Source organism: Devosia salina (assembly GCF_019504385.1).
GTDB classification, from domain to species: domain Bacteria; phylum Pseudomonadota; class Alphaproteobacteria; order Rhizobiales; family Devosiaceae; genus Devosia; species Devosia salina.
Map to the genome: position 1 here is coordinate 1,359,343 of NZ_CP080590.1, position 16,736 is coordinate 1,376,078.

Here is a 16,736-nt window from a genome sequence, read left to right on the forward strand (position 1 = left end):
CTTATGGCTCCAGTCCGTATCCGAGAAGGAAATTGCGCACGCCCAGCCCTTCGCAATCCGCGGCGCTGGAAGCGAAATGGGTGCGGGTTCTGGTCGAGAGGCATTGATAGACCGGCACCGACCCCGGCTGTTCACGGGCAAACAACCACCCCGCAGTTCGCTCGTGGACGTAGCCGGTGGCTGCGCATTGGGCCGCCTCGGCCAGAATGTGGTCCACCCGCCCCCCCACATCCTTCGCGCATTCGACAAACTTTATGCTGGCTTGGCTGTCCGGCGCGCGCGTCAGCATATGCGCAACGACCGCGTCCTCATGGTAGGTGGCGCGATCGCCCGTCAGCGGGGACGTCGAGGTAACGAAACCACCCTGCGCGGGATCAGACCAGCGGGTCAGGGCCACACCCGCCTGGACCGGCAGCGGCGCGTCTTCCTCGGTCAGGCTTACCTCCCGCAGGACGAGATAGCGGCTCTCGAAGCCGAGACCGGCCGGCACATAGAGATAGGCCAGCAGGAAGCTGTTGCCGAGCGTATTGCCGCCATTCTCAGGGTTGAGGAAGGTGGCATAGGCGAGCAGGTCCGTGGCGGCCGGCCGCTCCCAGTCTGCGCCGTCGATCGGCAGCAGCGGCTCATCGAGATCGACGAAACTGACCTTGTCAGCGGATAGGGAGAGGCGTAGCCCCCCGAACCATGGATCCGTCGCTACCGCAGCCACCCAGCCCGGTGCTTCGAGATAGCCGGCACCGGTGCCGACAAACCCGATGGCCGTGGCATCACCGCCCAGCCCGGGCGTGCTCCAGGCCTCGTCATGATATTTGCGCCACTCGGTCGGCTCGCTGATCGGGGCCCGCGCCGCGATGGTCTGCCAATCGGAATTGCGCAGGCAGTAAGCGTAGTAGTAGCCGTCATGGCCATCGACCAACGAGCAGTCGCCTTCGCCAGTGACCGTGCCCGGCCGGGGTGTGTCGGTCCCGGTGATGACGGTTCCGAGATCGGTCCAGCTCAGGCCGTCATCGGTGGACCGGGCCAGCGCCATGGACTTGTCGGTTTGCCCCTGGTCGTAATCACACTGCCGCTCCTGATGCACGAACCCCAGGACCGCGCCTTCGGTGCGCCGGGCCGTCGTCAGCCAGCGTCCGCAATCATTGATGCTCCCGGCGCCCCCGGGCTCCAGCACGGCACGTCTCGGACCATTCAGGTCGAAGAGATCGGGCCCGTCGATGGCATAGGTGGCGCCATTGGCACTGAACCCGCGGAACGTCCCGTCGGGCAGCTTCAGCGCGGAAAACGCAGCGTCGATTTCGTCCGGAAAGGGGCCCCGAACCACGGTCGGCGGCCCGACCCGGACACGCAGGCAATCCACGCAAATGGGGTTCTCCGCGCTGCGCGCACCGCTTGCCATGGCCATTCCGATGATGGCCATGACAAGGACGCCGGCGGTGCGGAACCGAAGACCTGCCATCATCCGGCCTAGTAGGCGTTTTCGGTATTGAGCAGGCGGATCGGTGTCATCACCACGATGTAGAGATCGAGCAGGATGGACCAGTGCTCGATATAATAGAGATCGTGGTTCACGCGCTGCATGATCTTTTCGATCGTGTCGGTCTCGCCGCGCCAGCCATTGATCTGGGCCCAGCCGGTCATGCCCGGCTTGACGCGATGGCGCGCAAAATAGCCCTCGACCGCCTCATAATAGAGCTGGTTGGCGGCCTTGGCCTGCAAAGCGTGAGGGCGGGGGCCGACGATCGACAACTCCCCCTTGAGCACGTTGAACAATTGCGGCAGCTCGTCGATCGAGGTCTTGCGGATGAACCTGCCGACGCGGGTCACGCGCGGGTCCCCCTTGGTGACCAGCTTGGCTGCCCCCGTGTCCAGCATGTCGGTCCGCATCGAGCGGAACTTGTAGATGCGGATCAGCTCATTGTTGAAGCCGTGGCGCGGCTGCACGAAGAAGACCGGCCCCCGACTCTCGATCTTGATGGCGATGGCCGTCACCAGCATCACCGGTGACAGAAGGATCAGTGCGGTCAGCGCAACGACCTTGTCGAAGATCCACTTGAAAATCAGGTTCCAGTCCGAGATCGGGCGGTCGGCCATATCGAGCACCGGCAGGTCCCCGACATAGGAATAGGCCCGCTCGGTGAAACGCAGCTTGCTCATATGGGCCGACAGGCGGATGTCGACAGGCAGCACCCAGAGCTGGGTCAGCATATCGAGCACACGTTTTTCGGCCGAGAGCGGCATGGAGACGATCACGAGGTCCACTGGCGTGCGGCGCGCGAACTCGATCAGGTCCGACACCTTGCCCAGCTTGTGGCAGCCCGAGACGATTTCGGGCGAGCGTTCGCCCTCGCGGTCATCGAACAGGCCGAGCAGGTTGATGTCCTTTTCCGAGCCGGCCTGGATCTGCTCGATCAGCAGCGCCGCATCCGCGCCGCCGCCGACGATGACCGTACGCCGCTTGAGGCGCCCTTGCGCCGTCCAGCGTAGCACCAGGCTCCGCAACAGCAGGCGATAGGCCACGAGCAGCGCCGCGCCGGAGAGGAACCAGGAGAGCAACCAGACACGGGAGACAAGGTCCCCGGCCTTGAAAAAGAAGATGCCGACCATGAGCAGCAGCATGACACCGAGCCAGGCCCCCAGGACGCGGCCGATCTGCGAGACGTGGGTGCGGTAGACGGTGATGCGATGGGCGCGTGCGGCGTTGAACGCGATATTGGCGACCAGAACGCTGGCGAGAATGACCGGGATATAGAAGCTGTCCTGTGGCGGCTCGACATAGAGGGCGTGAATACCGTAGCCCAGCAGCGCCAGAAGGGCGGCCTCCACGATCTGGGCAACCCCCGCGATGACCGCGCCCGAAAGCGTTGGTTCAACGGGGGCGGCGATGATCTGTTCGGCCTTGGGCGACAAACGCACGCTGCCCGCGTCGTCGTGACGGGACGCGTGCTCTTCGATGGCCTTCTGCGGGTCGACGCGATACATGGGGGCTACCGGCGCTTGTTGTTTGCGCGGCATTGTCACCAAGAGACCTTTATACTCGGTGAAATCCTTATGCGCAGTCTGCTAGGCGGCGGCGCGATAGAGGGCCTCGATGGCGCCGGCCATCCGCGTGACGGAGAACTCCGCCGCCACATGTCCCAGGCGGGCCTGCATTTCCGCACTGGCCCCCGCCGGATCGGCCAGGACCCCAGTCATCGCTGCGGCCAGCGCGGCCGCATCGCCGGGCGGGATCAGGCTGTCAGCCGTTGGCCCGAATATTTCTGCGATGCCGCCCACGCGGGTCGAGATCACCGGGAGCTGCGCTGCCGCGGCTTCCATCACGACATAGGGCAGGGACTCGGCGAGCGATGGCACCACCGCATTGCGGCCCATGGCAAAGACCTCGCGGGCCGGCTGTGAGCCGACCAGCATCACTCTGTCTGTCAGTCCCAGCTGGGCGATCCGTGCTTCCAGGGCCATGCGATCGGGTCCGTCGCCGGCCATGACCAGGCTGGCGGGCCTGCCATCCGGCCTGGTCACCTGCGCCAGCGCCTCCACCAGCGGAAAGATGCCCTTGAGGTCGCGCAATTCGCCGACGAACACGAAGTCGGCCGCGTCGGGGCCGGGGGGCACGGGCACGAATTCTTCGGGACGCAGGCCGTTGTGAATGACGGTACTGTGGCAGGTGGGCGTGCCGATCAGTGCCGAATACGTCTTCTGCGCATAAGCGCTTTCGAAGATGATCGTCGATGTCTTCCGCATGAGCTGGCGCTCGATGCGATGAAATATCCGCCCTGAGGCCTTGCTGGCGGGGAAATGCAACACGCCGCCATGCGGTGTGTAGAAGACCTTGGCCTTGCTGCCGCCCAATGCTGCGAGCCGGGCGTAGAACCCGCCCTTGGCGCCATGGCCGTGCAGGATGTCGATGTCGAGCTTGCGGGCGAGCGCGCTGACCGCGAATGGGGTCGAAAGATCGCCCCGTCCGAACAGCCGCGGCATGGCAAAGCGATGGATACCCAGCACGGCATCGGAACCGAGTGCGGACAGCAGCCGCTCGGTTTGCGCGTCATTGGCGAGGCTATCGACGACGATGCCAACGCTATGGCCCTCGGCGGCCAGTGCGCGGGTCAGGTCCGCAACGTGCCGGAACAGCCCGCCAACCGGTGCCCGCAAGACCTGCAACACACGGAAGCCGTCGCCACCCACCTCTAGAACCAGCGTTCCTGCACGACGATCGTGTCGCCCGGGAAGATCGGGAAGTCGAGGTCGACGGCGCCCTTGACCATTTCGCTGCCCTGGCGGCGATAGACGACGGCACGTCCGCGATCGGCGGTCTCGGTATAGCCGCCAGCGGTGCTGATCGCTGCGCGCACTGTCATGCCATAGACATAGGGGAACTGCCCTGCAGTCTTGACCTCGCCCTGGATGTAGAACGGACGGTACTGGTCGATTTCCACGGCCACATCGGGATTGCGCATATAGCCATTGGCAAGGGCCCGAGCCAGGCGCTGTGCCGCGTCCTCGGTCGTTCCGCCGCGAACCGGCACCGGCCCGACCAGCGGGAAGGCCACGGCGCCATTGTCATCGACCTTGTAGGTCTTGCTCAGTTCAGCATCGCCATAGACGCTGACCCGCACGATATCGCCGGTGTCGAGTAGATAGGGCCCCTTGGTGTCCACCATGTAGGTGGTGGGCCGCGTGGTGGCGCAGCCGGTCAGAACCAGGGACAGGAGGACAGTGATAAGGGCAAGCCAGCGCATGAGAATCCCGCGCGTTTGAGTTGCGTGCAGTCTGGTTCGGCATGATTAAAATTTTGCTTACGCCCGGCCCCTTCACTGGCGAAATGCATGAGCGATTAACCCAATATTGACCTTGAAAGGCGTAATCATTTCTCAGAATTGAGGGAGCGCCATGGCCTACGACCTGCCAGCAACTGACGATGCGCGGATTGATGTTTCCGCCTTGTTATCGGCCATCGTCCGGCGCATTCCGCGCATTCTGGTCGTGACGCTCGGGCTGCTGGCCATCACCTTCGTAGTGCTGATGTTTCAGCCGCGTCTTTATGAGTCTTCGGCCTCCATCCTCGTCGAGGATCGGTCCAATCCCTATGTCCGGGCGTCCAACGAGCAGGCGCCCAGTTCGTCCGCCGGCGATGTCGGCGTGGTCTCCAGCCAGATCGAATTGCTCAAGTCCCGCGATACGCTGCTGGGTGTCATCGACCAGCTCGACCTGCGCTCCAATCCCGAATTCAACGGCGCTGCCTCGGGTTTTTCGCCGCTGGGCATGATCATGCAATTAGCAGGGCGCCGCACGGCCACGCCCGATAGTGTCGACGAGACGGTGCTCAAGACGCTCTATGAGCGCCTGGACGTGGCGCAGGAACGTGATTCGCGCGTCATTTCGGTCAGTGTCAGCACCACCGATCCGGCGCTCTCGGCCAAGATCGCCAATGCCGTTGCCGCCGCGCATGTGGCCCGCCGTGCCCAGCTCTCCATTTCCGATACCGTCGATGCCTCGGGCTGGCTGCGCGAGGAGATCGAGCGCCTCCGCGTCTCCGTGCAGGAGGCCGAGTCGGCCGTCGCCGATTTCAAGGTCAACAATGACCTCTTCACCGGCCAGAACAACACCAGCCTGCTCGACCAGCAGCTGTCCAGTATTTCTGGCCAGATCACCGAATCGCAGCAGCGCAAGAACGCGGCCCTGTCGCGCGCCTCCCTCATTCGGGGGTTGATCGAGCGCGGCCAGCCGATCGAAGGCGTGGCCGATGTACAGGATTCGGTGGTCATCCAGCGCCTGAGCGAGGAAAAGGCGCGCCTGCAGGGTGAAAAGGCCCAGCGTTCCGCAACGCTCCTGGCCAACCACCCGACCATCCGTGCGCTCAACGCGCAGATCGCCGAACTCGACAACCAGATTCGCATCGAGGGCGCGCGCGTGGCCCAGTCGCTGGAAGCCGAGGCGCAGATCGAGGCCGATCTGGAAGCCTCGCTCCAGGCCGATCTGGCCCGCGCCAAGTCGAGCGCCTCGCTGGCCACCCGCGACACGGTCAGCCTCGATAGCCTGGAGCGCGAGGCCAAGGCCCAACGCGACCTGCTCGAAGCCTATCTCTTGCGGTTCAACGAAGCCTCGACCCGCGTCGACACCAATTCCGCTCTGCCCGACGTGCGCGTCGTCTCGGTCGCGGCCCCCTCGGTGACCCCGGCATCGCCCAAGACCTCGATGATCATGATCGGCGTGGGCGTCGTGTCGGTGATCCTGCAGATCGGGGCGGTGGCCTTTGGCGAGCTGATGTCCGGTCGCGCCCTAGTGCCGGTCGCGCGCAACGTGAACACCACCGACGACCTGGGCGCAGAGCCCTTCGATGCCGACGAGCTTGAACCCGATCAGCGCTGGGAAACGCGTGAGGAGGATGTCGAAACCGAACCCGTGGTCGAGGCCGTCGTCGTGCCGGTGGCGTCCGAGGTCGATGCGGTGGACGACGTCATTGAGGAAGCCCCGGCATCCGACGAGACCCTGGAAGAGGTGCTGTCCCGCTTTGCCTCGGTTGGAACGTCCCCCGAGATCGACGCTGAGACGAGCCCATCCATAACCGACCCGGCGCTGGCCGCGACGGGTGCAATGGATGATGCCGACGACGGGCGCGACGCGCAGGCCGAGGCATTCGAGGCGATCCGCGCAATCAGGGAGCGCGCGCCGACGCCCGCATCGGGCAAACCGGCCCCCCGTCCATCCGGCGCGGTGGTGCGCCATGCCGATCTCGTTTCCGACCTCGTGCTCGGCCGTACGCATCTCTTGCTGCTGGCAGACCACGATACGGGCCGGGCCAGCCCGGTTCTGGCCGAGGACCTGATCGGCATCGCCATCGGCAAGGGGCTGAGCGTCGCCCTGGTCGATGCCGGTACCGGCCGGCGCACCGATACGCCCGGCCTGAGCGATCTCAGCACAGGCGATGCCAGCTTTGGCGACGTGGTGCAGAAATCCGCCGACAACGGCTTTGCCGAAGTGACCTGGGGGCAGGGGGGCGCCATAAATCGCCGCTCCAGCCGTCCGGCTACCCTGGTCGAGGCGCTCGGGGACATCTACGAGGTGGTGGTGGTGCTGACCGGCCAGGTGGGCCGCAATTCAAGCCTCGATGTTTTCGCCGAGCTGGGCGGTCGCATCGTTCTGGTGGCCGATGATGAGGCCGAGATGGAACGGGCCGAGTCGGCGCGCCGGGCGCTCGAAGATGCCGGTCTCGACCGCGTCGAAATCACGGCTCTCACGGACTCGGTTGCGGCCTAGCGATGGAGAGACGGCATGTCTCTGAAATATGCCGCCATCCGGGCGAGTTTCGAACTGCTCTGGCTGACGGGCATGCCAGCCCTGTTCCGGCTGCTCTCGCGTTCGCGCGGGGTTATCCTGACCCTGCATCGCGTCTTGCCCGAGGAGCCGGCCGACTTCTCGCCCAACGCCATCCTGCAGGTGCAGCCGGACTTCCTGGACTACTGCATCGAGCGCATCCGCGACCTCGGCATCGACATCGTCAGCCTGGACGAGGCCCTGGAGCGCCTGGCGGAACCCCGCAAGGGCCGCTCATTCGTCGTGCTGACCTTCGACGACGCCTACAAGGACAATCTGCGCCACGCCCTGCCGATCCTGCGTGCCCATGAGGCGCCATTCACCCTCTATGTTCCCACGGCCTTCGTGGACGGGGTCGGGCAGCTCTGGTGGCAGGCCATCGAGGATATCATCGCCCGCCAGGAAGCGGTGGCTTTCACGGAGGACGGGGAGACCGAATATGTCGATACCCGTACCCTGGCCCAGAAGCGCGAGGCCTTCGACCGGCTTTACTGGCGCCTGCGAAAACTGCCCGAACCTGACCGGCTGGCGCTGCTACACGAGTTCACTGCCGCCTATGGCTATGATCTCGACAAGCAATGCCGGGAGCTGATCATGGACTGGCAGGAATTGCGGCTGTTTGCCGGCGATCCGCTCTGCACCATCGGCGCCCACACGGTGAACCATTATGAGCTGGCCAAGCTCCCGGCGGAGCAGGCGCGATCCGAGATGAGCCAGTCCGTCGATGTCATTGAGGCCCAGTTCGGCCTGCGGCCGCAGCATTTTTCCTACCCCCTGGGTGGTCCGCTCTCCTGCGGGCCGCGGGAATTCGCCCTGGCGGCGGAACTGGGGTTTCGCACCGCGGTCACGACGCGGCCGGGCGGTCTCTATCCGAGCCACCTTCAGAAGCTGACCGAACTGCCGCGCGTCTCGCTCAACGGTTACTTCCAGAAATCGCGCTATGTCGATGTTTTTGCGAGCGGCGGGCTATTTACCCAACTCGGCCGGTTCATGGGCTGAGCACGAGCCGATCCCAGCCAGGTCATCTCTGAAATAACCCGGGTTTCGTTCGGAACCGAGGCGTCCTCCACCCGTTTGGCGGTCAGTGCCACGGGCACGACGGCGGCCTGCGCGTCGCCAGACAGCAAAGAGCGCCCGCTTCATTGAGCGGGACGAGCCCTGCGCCCAGGCGCAGCGGCCGTGGTCCTCGATAGGAGGGCTTCACATCGAGATTGAGCGCACTGCGCGGGGCCCTGTCGCACCGCCTTTGTTGCTCGCCCACAATTCGGAGTCGTCATCCGGCTCCCTCAATTTGAAGGAAGGCATGATGAACAGGAGATTTTTGCGTGCGCTCATGACGACCGCGATTGGTGCGACCGTCCTGACGCCAGTGGCCTATGCGCAGACATCGGCCGATTACGCAGAACAGCAGCAGCATTGTGAGGCGCTTCGTGCGCTCTCCAGCGAACAGAGCGACCGGCTGCGCGCCGAGTGGGTGCAGGAAAGCCGCTCCGTCGTCGAAGCGGGCAATCAGGAGCGCTGCCAGACCTATTATGATCAGGCCAATGAGGCGCTCGGCCCGAATGGACAGCAGATGGACCGCGAGGCGGCGGCCCGGATCGTCGTGACCCAGCCTGATCCGGAAGTGAACGTGCGGCAGCAGGCGCCGCTGGTTTCGGTAACCCAGCAGGAGCCGCGCGTACGGGTCGACCAGGGCCAGCCGCAGATCATCGTGCGGCAGGCGCAGCCCAATGTGCGCGTCCAGATACCGCAGCCCATCATCACCATTGATCAGCCTCAACCCGAGATCATTGTTCGCATGCCTGAGCCGGATGTGGCCGTGACCAATCCGAAGCCGCAGGTTGAGGTGCGGCAGCAGCCGCCACAGGTCAATGTGACCCAGCCCGAGCCGCAGGTGTCCGTGCAGGCAGATCAGTCACAGGCCTCGCAGGCCGACCAGGATGACAGCAATGTCGACCTGCAGCGCCAGGAGCCCCGCGTGCAGGTGCAATCGACCGGCAACGAGGCCCAGATCGACGTGCAGCGCCAGCAGCCCAACGTTCAGTATGAGCAGGCCGAGCCGAATATTCAGGTGGAGCGTCAGGGCGAACCGGAAATCAGGTTCAATCAGACTGGCGAGCCCAATATCCGTTTCGAGGATGCCGGGGCCAGTCAGCAGGTCGGACAGCGCGGCGACGACAACGCTCAGCGCGACATGCAGCGCGCCCGGGAGATGCTTCGTCAGGACCAGCAGATGGAGGCAGGACAGCCGCTCGACTATTATGCCGGTGACCTCCGCGGGCTCGATCTTAGGAACGCGCGGGACCAGCAGTTGGGCACGATCGATCGTGTCATACTGGATGGCAACAGGCATTATGTCGTGCTGACCGATGGTCAACGGCTCGGCCTCGGCGATCAGGAAGTAGCCATCCCGCTCGACACCATCTCGGTGATCGACGGTGTCCTTATCCTGCGCGGCATGAGCCAGGAAGACATCAATGCCATGTCCGGGGTCGATACCCAGAACGCCCAGGCGCTTGGCAACGATGATAGGGTCGAGATCGGTTCTCAATAGCCCCCGCCGGTCTTCGCACCCTGGCCGGTCCGCTTGCGGGCCGGCCTTTTTGCGGCCGGTATGGTGCTACCGGTCCGGCCGCGCCATCCAGGTGATCAGTGGCATGGCGGGCAGGACCCAACCCATGCCGGCGACGATGAAGAAACCGATCAACACCAGGCCGGGCAGACCTTCGGGCAATTGCAGATAGACCCAGGTCGCCAGCACCGACCAGAGAACGATGGAGCCAACCAGAAGGAAGGCGCCTATCAACTTGCGGTTACGCTGGGTCATGTGCGGCATCTGGACTGTTGCGGGGGATGGAACGGAGGATTACCACTCCGGCGTCCCGATCGATACCCGGATTTGTCCCGTGAATGCCATGCAAGATGCCGCACCCGGCCAAGTGAGCTATGCCAGCGACAGGCTGCGTCCCGTGCGCATCTGGCTCTATGGGCTGGCCGCCTTCGTGCTGCTCATCGTCGTGGTGGGGGGTATCACGCGGCTCACCGAATCGGGGCTCTCCATCACCTCATGGAAGCCCATTTCCGGCGTTATCCCCCCGCTCAATGATGCGGAGTGGCAGGCCGAGTTCGAGGCCTACAAGCAGATCCCGCAATACTCGGTGCTCAATTCCTGGATGAGCCTGGACGATTTCAAAGTCATTTTCTTCTGGGAATGGTTCCACCGGCTGATCGCGCGTTTCCTCGGCGTGCTGTTCATCGTGCCCTTCGTGGTCTTCCTGTTCCAGAAGCGCCTGTCGCGAGACCTGGCCTGGCCGCTCTTCGGCCTCTTCATCCTGGGTGGCTTCCAGGGCGCGCTGGGCTGGTGGATGGTCTCGTCCGGGCTGTCCGAACTGACCTCGGTGTCGCAATACCGCCTGGCGGCCCACCTGACCGCCGCTTCGCTGCTGTTCATTGCCCTGGTCTATGTCGCCCGCTCCCTGTCGCCAGGAAGGGTTCTGGGGCGGGTTACCGGCTTTCACCTGGGCACCACGGGACTGCTGCTGGGCCTGGTGATCCTGCAGATCGGGGCAGGGGCCTTCGTCGCCGGTCTCGATGCCGGCATGGGCTATAACACCTGGCCACTGATGGACGGCGCGATCATACCCAAGGGGCTCTTCATCATGGACCCCGCCTGGCGCAACCTCTTCGAGAATGCGCTGACCGTGCAGTTCATCCATCGCATGATCGCCTATGCCATCGTGGCCTATATCGGCTGGCTGATCTGGCGACGCCACAAGGATGGCGGCTTTGCCGGCGTGCATGGATGGCTGCCGCGCATCGGCGTGATCGTTCTGCTGCAGGTTGGCCTGGGTGTTGGAACGCTGCTCATGAGCGTGCCGATCGGGCTGGCGGTTGGTCACCAGTCGCTTGCCTTCATGCTGGCGGGCCTCACCGTCGCCTATCTCGCCGATCTGCGGCGGGTAAGGTAATATAATACCGCATCCGTAAGTCATTGATTTTGTGACTGAAATTATTGGGTGTTGACGGCCTGATGAATCTCTCATAGAGAGCCGCTCGAACTGGCCGGTCCATGCGTGGGCCGGCTGCTTGAATCTTAGGGAATTCGATTATGAGCACGTACTCGGCAAAACCGAGCGAGATCGAAAAGAAGTGGGTCCTGATCGACGCCGAAGGGCTGGTCGTGGGTCGTCTGGCTTCGATCATCGCTTCGCGTCTGCGCGGCAAGCACAAGCCGACCTTCACCCCGCACATGGACATGGGTGACAACATCATCGTCATCAATGCCGACAAGGTGAAGCTGACCGGCCGCAAGCTGGACCAGCATCGCTTCTACTGGCACACCGGTTTCCCCGGTGGCATCAAGGACCGCACCGCGCGCGAGCTGCTGGAAGGCCGCTACCCGAACCGCGTCCTCGAAAACGCCGTTCGCCGCATGATGCCCGGCGGTCCGCTGACCCGCGCCCAGCTCAAGAACCTGCGCGTCTATGCAGGCACCGAGCATCCCCATGAAGCGCAGAACCCGACCAAGCTCGACGTCGCTGCGATGAACTCCAAGAACGTGCGGGTGAAGTAATATGGCCGAAACCATCAACTCCCTCGAAGACCTCGGCACTTCGGCTGCCGCTCCGGTCGCCAACACCGCTCCGGTCCATGTCCAGAAGCTTGACAGCCTCGGCCGCGCCTATGCCACCGGCAAGCGCAAGAACGCCGTCGCGCGCGTCTGGATCAAGCCGGGCAAGGGCACGCTGACCATCAACGGCCGCGAATTCGCCAAGTATTTCGCCCGTCCGGTTCTGCAGCTCATCGTCAAGCAGCCGATCGTCGCCACCGACCGTCTCGACCAGTACGACGTCAACGTCACCGTTGCCGGTGGTGGTCTTTCGGGTCAGGCCGGTGCTGTCCGTCACGGCATTTCGAAGGCCCTGAATTACTTCGAGCCGGGCCTGCGCCCGATCCTCAAGAAGGGTGGCTTCCTGACCCGCGACAGCCGCGTCGTCGAGCGTAAGAAGTACGGTAAGGCCAAGGCCCGCCGGTCCTTCCAGTTCTCCAAGCGCTAAGACGCTGGATCTCATATTTGCGAGGGGCCGGGAAACCGGCCCCTTTGCTTTTGGGAGGGCCTGATGTTCAGTCACATTACCGTCGGCAGCAATGATCTGGTGCGGGCCGGGCAGTTCTATGACGCGGTTCTGACGCCTCTTGGCCTGCGCCGGCGTCCGGTCGAGCCCGATGGCGGACCCGAGGCCCTGTGCTGGGTCGGCGGCGTGCCCTATCCGCGATTCTATGTCTACGCCCCGTTCGATGGGCAGGCAGCCACGCCCGGCAATGGCGCGATGCTTGCCTTCATCGCCCCCTCCCGCGCAGCCGTCGACGCCGCCTACGCTGCTGGCATGGCTGCCGGTGGTCGAGATGAAGGCGCGCCCGGGCTTAGGTCCCGCTACGCGCCGGACTATTATGGCGCCTATCTCCGCGACCCGGATGGCAACAAGGTGCACCTGGTCCACCGGGACGAGCTTCTGGCCTAAGGTCATGCCCAGCCTCGTCACCCGCTTTCATCTGCTTCTGTTCGGGGTCACCCTGGCCATTGCCGGGGTTATTATCGTCCATGTGCCGGCCGACTACGCCTTTCCCGCCCATTGGGATGGAAGCGTCGTGGACTGGCTCTGGCCGCGCGACATTGCGCTGGCCATTGCGCCCCTTGTTCAGCTTGGGCTCATGGGGGCGTTCTTCACCCTCGGCCGCATCCTGACCAGGAACCACCTCGCCAAAACAAGGCACATTCTCGATCCGGCCCTGACCCTGGCACTGGCCGTCGCGGCGGCGTGCCAGCTCGGACTGCTGCTCAATGGCATCGGCTCGGATTTTGACTTCTTTCGCATCACCGCTTTCGGGCTGGCGGCCCTTCTGGCCCTGATCGGGGTGATCGTCTTCGAAGCCGAACGCCATTCCTATGCCGGCCTGCGCATGCCCTGGCCGATCCGCTCCGACCGCGCCTGGCGCATCGTGCACCGGCTCAGCGGTCTCGCATCGGGTGGCGCCGGGCTTGCACTGGCCTGGCTGGCCTGGAGCGACCCTGGTCCCGGCCTGCTGGTGCTGGGTCTTTGCGCCTGCCTCGCCGGCCTCCCCCTCGCAGCGGGGCTCTTCACCGTGTTCGCCCGCCGATTCTGACACGCCGTTGCCGTAAACGGCGGGCTGGAAGCAGAAAAATCTTCTTCCCCGGCGCCAAAACGCAATGCCATGCGCTGAATTCACAGCAGTCGAGGCCTAGTATCTGGTCAATTGTGAGGCTTTGCGCTCAATATTTGGGCATTGAGTCTCCGGTCCATGAAAGGCCTCTCAAAATGCCGACGACTGTTTCCTCCGGCGCCGCCCCGCGCGCGCCCAAGCCGCTTTACCGCAATTTCGGTTTTCAGGTCCTGGCCGCCATGGTCATCGGCCTCATTCTCGGCTTCATTGCCCGATCCATGGGGCCCGACGCCGCTGGCGGTGCGAATTGGCTGACCCAGACTCTCGCCACCGTGGGTTCGTCCTTCGTTTCGCTGTTGCGGGCATTGGTGCCGGTGCTGGTCTTCACCGCCATCGTCGCCTCCATCGCCAATCTCCGCGAGCTGCAGAACGCCGCCAAGCTGGTCTGGCAGACGCTTCTCTGGTTCGCCATCACCGCGCTCATCGCCGTTGCCATCGGCATCGCACTGGGCCTGATCATCCAGCCGGGTCTCAATACCGCGGTGACCGAAGCGGCGGCCCGCGCGCCTTCATCAACGGGGTCCTGGCTCGATTTCCTCAAGGGTCTGATCCCGTCCAACTTCATCGGCCTGCAGGCATCGACCCGCGTTGGCGATAGCGGGGCGACCACGAGCCTCAGCTTCAACGTCCTGCAAATCCTCATCATTTCCATCGTGGTCGGTGTCGCCGCCCTGCGCGTCGGCCCCGCCGCCGATCCCTTCCTGGCGTTCAACCGCTCCTTCCTCAAGGTCATCCACAAGGTCCTGTGGTGGGTCATCCGCCTCACTCCGATCGGCACGATCGGTCTCTTGGGCAATGCCGTGGCCGTCTATGGCTGGGACGCGCTGGCCCAGCTGGGCTGGTATGCTGCAGCCATCTATATCGGCCTCTTCCTCGTGCTGTTCGTCGTCTATCCGGTGCTGCTGCAGGCCCATGGCCTCAACCCCATCCGCTATTTCCAGAGCGCCTGGCCCGCTATCCAGCTCGCCTTTGTCTCCCGCTCCTCCATCGGCACCCTGCCGGTGACCGAGCGCGTGACGGAAAAGAACCTGGGCGTGCCGCGCGAATACGCCGCCTTCGCCGTGCCGCTCGGCGCCACCACCAAGATGGATGGTTGCGCGGCCATCTACCCGGCGATCTCGGCCATCTTCGTGGCCCAGTTCTTCGGCGTGCCGCTCGAACTGCAGCATTATCTGCTGATCATTTTCGTGTCGGTCATCGGTTCGGCCGCCACCGCGGGCCTCACCGGCGCCACCGTCATGCTGACGCTGACCCTGTCCACCCTTGGCCTGCCGCTCGAAGGCGTCGGCCTGCTGCTGGCGATCGACCCGATCCTCGACATGGGCCGCACGGCGGTGAACGTTGCCGGCCAGGCGCTGGTCCCGACCATCGTCGCCAAGCGACAGGGCATGCTCAACCAGGCCATCTACGACAATGGCAAGGCCATCGAGGACCTCGACGTGGAGGCAGTCCCGGCCGAATAAGCCGTGGGCGAAGCATCAAGGAGAAGGGGAGGCGCTTGCCTCCCCTTTTTCATTTCCAACCCACCATCAGCTTTTCCAGCCCATGGAAATGATAGACATTGCCGTATCGTGGCGGCTCGACGATCCGGAGCTTGGGTAGCCGCTCGAACAGGACGCGCATGGCTTCTTGCAACTCGATCCGCGCCAATGGTGCGCCGATGCAGAAATGAATGCCGGCGCCAAAGCTGACATTGGCGCCATCGGTCCGGAACGGGTCGAACCGGTCAGCATGGGCAAAGCGCGCCGGATCCCGATTGGCGGCCCCCAGCATCAGCCCGACCACGTCGCCCTTGCGCAGCGAAATCCCCTCATAGTCCATGTCCATCAGCGCATAGCGGGTGAACAGATGCAGCGGCGCGTCGAAGCGCAGGCATTCTTCCACGGTGGCCTCTGCCTGCGCCGGGGTCGCGAACAGGGCCTGCGGGTCGAGACCGCTTTCGAGAATGGATTTCACGCCATTGCCGGTTGTGTGCACCGTCGCCTCATGCCCGGCATTGAGCAGCAGGATGGCGGTGGACATCACCTCCTCGTCGCTGAGCACGTCGCCATCGCGATCAGTGGTCAGCATGTGGGTGAGCAGGTCCTCGCGCGGTGCCTTGCGCCGTTCCGCGATGACGTCGTGGAGATAGGCCATGAAATCGGCGGCCGCCTGGTTGGCGTCCAACTCGGTCTCGCGGGTGACATTGTACATGTACATGGTCACCATGCGGTTGGACCAGTTGAGCAATTGCGGCGCCATCTCGGCCGGCAGACCGATCATTTCGGCAATGACGATGGCCGGAATCGGCGCGGCGAAGGATTTGATCAGGTCAACGGAATCGCTTTCTTCAAATCCGTCGATAAGCTCATGGGCCAATTGCCGGATTCTCGGCCGCAACTGCTCCACTTGCCGCGACACGAAGGCCCGGTTGACCAGCGTCCGCAGCCGCGTATGCGCCGGCGCTTCGAGGTTGAGCAGCGAATATTTCTCGGTCAGGTCGAAGTCGGCCACGTGCGGCTTGGGCTCGGGCAGACCGATTTCCGCGCGCGTCGCCACATGCAGGATATCGCGGCCGAACCGCTTGTCCCGCAACAATGCGCTGACAGACTTGAAATCGGCAAAGCACCAATGCCCGTACTCCTCCCAGAAGAAGGCCGGATGGCTCGCGTGCTGACGCGCGTAGAACGGGTAGGGGTTCTGGTAGAAAAGGGGATCCTGCGGCTGCGCGCTTGCTTTCAGATGCGGGGCAATATCGGTGATCGGCTTGACTTGGATAATGGCGGCCATGGTCTGGGCGGGGCTGTCTCTTTTGATCGATTGGTCAAATCTAGAGTGTCCGGCCGCGCCTGCCTACGTCCTCCTGCCTTGCTCAGGCCGAAAAAATCGCTAGGGAAGAAGCCAGCAGTTTCGAGGAGCATTTTCCGTGAGCGACATCACCTATTCCCAGGCCATCGACGCCATCTACGCCTCGATCCGGAATGACAATGAAGACATTGACACTCATATCGCAGCCCTCAAGGGTGCCATGGCCCGCGAGGGCGTGAAGGAGGCGACCTTCGAGACGTCCAAGCTGGCACAGCCCAATCGCCAGGGCCGCAAGCTGATGCAGGCCTATTTCAAGAAGAAGGGTGTTGCCGTCAGCTTCAGCTGATGCAAGGCGGTATAATGCCATTCACCCTAAGGCGGGAAGATGCGCGGCC

General features: G+C 63.9%; 16 protein-coding genes. 10 read left to right on the forward strand and 6 right to left on the reverse strand.

What is annotated here, in order from left to right:
• Position 1 precedes the first annotated feature (1 nt).
• The 4 genes from K1X15_RS06465 to K1X15_RS06480 all read right to left on the reverse strand — a co-directional run bounded on the left by K1X15_RS06465 (position 2) and on the right by K1X15_RS06480 (position 4,736).
• The gene (locus K1X15_RS06465; RefSeq protein ID WP_220306677.1) at positions 2–1,417 is read right to left on the reverse strand and encodes a hypothetical protein; all 1,416 of its coding nucleotides are present in this window, start codon (positions 1,415–1,417) and stop codon (positions 2–4) included.
• A 47-nt stretch (positions 1,418–1,464) separates the two neighbouring features.
• Positions 1,465–2,979 (reverse strand): undecaprenyl-phosphate glucose phosphotransferase, encoded by a 1,515-nt coding sequence (locus K1X15_RS06470; RefSeq protein ID WP_220306678.1) that lies wholly within the window; start codon positions 2,977–2,979, stop codon positions 1,465–1,467.
• A gap of 81 nt (positions 2,980–3,060) precedes the next feature.
• Positions 3,061–4,182, reverse strand: a complete 1,122-nt coding sequence (locus tag K1X15_RS06475; protein ID WP_220306679.1) for a glycosyltransferase family 4 protein — start codon at positions 4,180–4,182, stop codon at positions 3,061–3,063.
• A 2-nt stretch (positions 4,183–4,184) separates the two neighbouring features.
• Positions 4,185–4,736: a polysaccharide biosynthesis/export family protein gene (locus K1X15_RS06480; protein WP_220306680.1), complete on the reverse strand. Its 552-nt coding sequence runs from the start codon at positions 4,734–4,736 to the stop codon at positions 4,185–4,187.
• Between the two features lie 151 nt (positions 4,737–4,887).
• On the opposite strand from K1X15_RS06480, the gene K1X15_RS06485 reads away from it, so the two are divergent.
• The 3 genes from K1X15_RS06485 (at position 4,888) to K1X15_RS06495 (ending at position 9,865) form a co-directional block, all read left to right on the forward strand.
• Positions 4,888–7,254 (forward strand): GumC family protein, encoded by a 2,367-nt coding sequence (locus K1X15_RS06485; RefSeq protein ID WP_220306681.1) that lies wholly within the window; start codon positions 4,888–4,890, stop codon positions 7,252–7,254.
• A gap of 15 nt (positions 7,255–7,269) precedes the next feature.
• Complete coding sequence (locus K1X15_RS06490; protein WP_220306682.1) at positions 7,270–8,310, forward strand: polysaccharide deacetylase family protein; 1,041 nt, start codon at positions 7,270–7,272, stop codon at positions 8,308–8,310.
• Between the two features lie 334 nt (positions 8,311–8,644).
• Positions 8,645–9,865 carry a PRC-barrel domain-containing protein gene (locus K1X15_RS06495; RefSeq protein WP_220306683.1) on the forward strand — a complete coding sequence of 407 codons (1,221 nt, stop codon included), beginning with the start codon at positions 8,645–8,647 and terminating at the stop codon, positions 9,863–9,865.
• Between the two features lie 66 nt (positions 9,866–9,931).
• Here the strand turns inward: K1X15_RS06495 and K1X15_RS06500 are convergent, their stop codons facing one another.
• Positions 9,932–10,138: a DUF2842 domain-containing protein gene (locus K1X15_RS06500; RefSeq protein ID WP_220306684.1), complete on the reverse strand. Its 207-nt coding sequence runs from the start codon at positions 10,136–10,138 to the stop codon at positions 9,932–9,934.
• 88 nt (positions 10,139–10,226) lie between these two features.
• Between K1X15_RS06500 and K1X15_RS06505 the strand changes: the two genes are divergently transcribed.
• From K1X15_RS06505 to K1X15_RS06530, 6 genes are all read left to right on the forward strand, one after another.
• Positions 10,227–11,279: a COX15/CtaA family protein gene (locus tag K1X15_RS06505; RefSeq protein ID WP_240549740.1), complete on the forward strand. Its 1,053-nt coding sequence runs from the start codon at positions 10,227–10,229 to the stop codon at positions 11,277–11,279.
• Between the two features lie 140 nt (positions 11,280–11,419).
• The gene (rplM, locus tag K1X15_RS06510; RefSeq protein WP_220306686.1) at positions 11,420–11,884 is read left to right on the forward strand and encodes a 50S ribosomal protein L13; all 465 of its coding nucleotides are present in this window, start codon (positions 11,420–11,422) and stop codon (positions 11,882–11,884) included.
• A 1-nt stretch (position 11,885) separates the two neighbouring features.
• A complete protein-coding gene (gene rpsI, locus K1X15_RS06515) occupies positions 11,886–12,368 on the forward strand; it encodes a 30S ribosomal protein S9 (protein ID WP_220306687.1) in 483 nt (160 codons plus the stop codon).
• Between the two features lie 63 nt (positions 12,369–12,431).
• On the forward strand, positions 12,432–12,833 hold the full coding sequence (locus tag K1X15_RS06520) for a VOC family protein (protein ID WP_220306688.1): 402 nt from the start codon (positions 12,432–12,434) through the stop codon (positions 12,831–12,833).
• Positions 12,834–12,837: 4 nt separating this feature from the next.
• On the forward strand, positions 12,838–13,476 hold the full coding sequence (locus K1X15_RS06525; protein WP_220306689.1) for an SdpI family protein: 639 nt from the start codon (positions 12,838–12,840) through the stop codon (positions 13,474–13,476).
• Positions 13,477–13,649: 173 nt separating this feature from the next.
• The gene (locus K1X15_RS06530) at positions 13,650–15,017 is read left to right on the forward strand and encodes a dicarboxylate/amino acid:cation symporter (protein ID WP_220306690.1); all 1,368 of its coding nucleotides are present in this window, start codon (positions 13,650–13,652) and stop codon (positions 15,015–15,017) included.
• Between the two features lie 49 nt (positions 15,018–15,066).
• On the opposite strand, the gene K1X15_RS06535 is transcribed toward K1X15_RS06530, so the two are convergent.
• Positions 15,067–16,323, reverse strand: a complete 1,257-nt coding sequence (locus tag K1X15_RS06535; RefSeq protein WP_220306691.1) for a cytochrome P450 — start codon at positions 16,321–16,323, stop codon at positions 15,067–15,069.
• Positions 16,324–16,459: 136 nt separating this feature from the next.
• Between K1X15_RS06535 and K1X15_RS06540 the strand changes: the two genes are divergently transcribed.
• Positions 16,460–16,687: a hypothetical protein gene (locus K1X15_RS06540; RefSeq protein ID WP_220306692.1), complete on the forward strand. Its 228-nt coding sequence runs from the start codon at positions 16,460–16,462 to the stop codon at positions 16,685–16,687.
• Positions 16,688–16,736 lie beyond the last annotated feature (49 nt).

Excerpts from the sequence above, each read along its gene's own strand:
- K1X15_RS06465 (WP_220306677.1), bottom strand. The coding sequence starts at position 1,417 with ATGGCCATCATCGGAATGGCCATGGCAAGCGGTGCGCGCAGCGCGGAG.
- K1X15_RS06470 (WP_220306678.1), bottom strand. The coding sequence starts at position 2,979 with ATGTATCGCGTCGACCCGCAGAAGGCCATCGAAGAGCACGCGTCCCGT.
- K1X15_RS06480 (WP_220306680.1), bottom strand. The coding sequence starts at position 4,736 with ATGCGCTGGCTTGCCCTTATCACTGTCCTCCTGTCCCTGGTTCTGACC.
- K1X15_RS06485 (WP_220306681.1), top strand. The coding sequence starts at position 4,888 with ATGGCCTACGACCTGCCAGCAACTGACGATGCGCGGATTGATGTTTCC.
- K1X15_RS06490 (WP_220306682.1), top strand. The coding sequence starts at position 7,270 with ATGTCTCTGAAATATGCCGCCATCCGGGCGAGTTTCGAACTGCTCTGG.
- K1X15_RS06495 (WP_220306683.1), top strand. The coding sequence starts at position 8,645 with ATGACGACCGCGATTGGTGCGACCGTCCTGACGCCAGTGGCCTATGCG.
- K1X15_RS06500 (WP_220306684.1), bottom strand. The coding sequence starts at position 10,138 with ATGACCCAGCGTAACCGCAAGTTGATAGGCGCCTTCCTTCTGGTTGGC.
- K1X15_RS06505 (WP_240549740.1), top strand. The coding sequence starts at position 10,227 with ATGCAAGATGCCGCACCCGGCCAAGTGAGCTATGCCAGCGACAGGCTG.
- rplM (WP_220306686.1), top strand. The coding sequence starts at position 11,420 with ATGAGCACGTACTCGGCAAAACCGAGCGAGATCGAAAAGAAGTGGGTC.
- rpsI (WP_220306687.1), top strand. The coding sequence starts at position 11,886 with ATGGCCGAAACCATCAACTCCCTCGAAGACCTCGGCACTTCGGCTGCC.
- K1X15_RS06520 (WP_220306688.1), top strand. The coding sequence starts at position 12,432 with ATGTTCAGTCACATTACCGTCGGCAGCAATGATCTGGTGCGGGCCGGG.
- K1X15_RS06525 (WP_220306689.1), top strand. The coding sequence starts at position 12,838 with ATGCCCAGCCTCGTCACCCGCTTTCATCTGCTTCTGTTCGGGGTCACC.
- K1X15_RS06530 (WP_220306690.1), top strand. The coding sequence starts at position 13,650 with ATGCCGACGACTGTTTCCTCCGGCGCCGCCCCGCGCGCGCCCAAGCCG.
- K1X15_RS06535 (WP_220306691.1), bottom strand. The coding sequence starts at position 16,323 with ATGGCCGCCATTATCCAAGTCAAGCCGATCACCGATATTGCCCCGCAT.